This window comes from Aromatoleum evansii, from assembly GCF_012910805.1.
In the GTDB taxonomy this organism is placed as follows: domain Bacteria; phylum Pseudomonadota; class Gammaproteobacteria; order Burkholderiales; family Rhodocyclaceae; genus Aromatoleum; species Aromatoleum evansii.
Genome location: NZ_WTVK01000270.1, coordinates 1 through 409 on the forward strand (window position 1 = coordinate 1; position 409 = coordinate 409).

1 protein-coding gene is annotated in these 409 nt (G+C 56.7%); it reads right to left on the reverse strand.

Translation table 11 applies throughout. The features are described from left to right. Nucleotides 1–75 precede the first annotated feature (75 nt). Nucleotides 76–409: transaldolase family protein (locus GO615_RS28265; protein WP_281358767.1), on the reverse strand; the 334-nt coding region annotated here is incomplete at its 5' end.

A 409-nucleotide genomic window follows, 5' to 3' on the forward strand; every position in this document is an offset into this window, starting at 1 on the left:
GCGTGAGAACGGCTGAATGTATGTTTTGTTAATCAGGGCGCTGCGGCGCCCTTTTCTTTGCTTATTTCACACGGCTCAGTTCAACAAGTTTGTTCCAAACGCACCCTGCCAGTCCTGCTCGAATTTCTCTACCGCCGCCTGCACCGCTGGGGCCGCAAGAAATTGCTCTGCCACGTCAACCGGTAACGTGATGGCCTGACAGCCCGCCAGCAAGCATTCCAGCGCCTGACGCGGCGTTTTAAAACTGGCTGCCAGCACCAGTGCATTCGGTGCATGCAGCGTTAACAGCTGTTGCAGCTCATGAACCATCTCGATGCCGTCACCGCCCTGGGCATCCAGACGGTTAATATAAGGGGCAACATACTCGGCGCCAGCCAGTGCCGCCAACAACCCCTGACCTGCACCATAC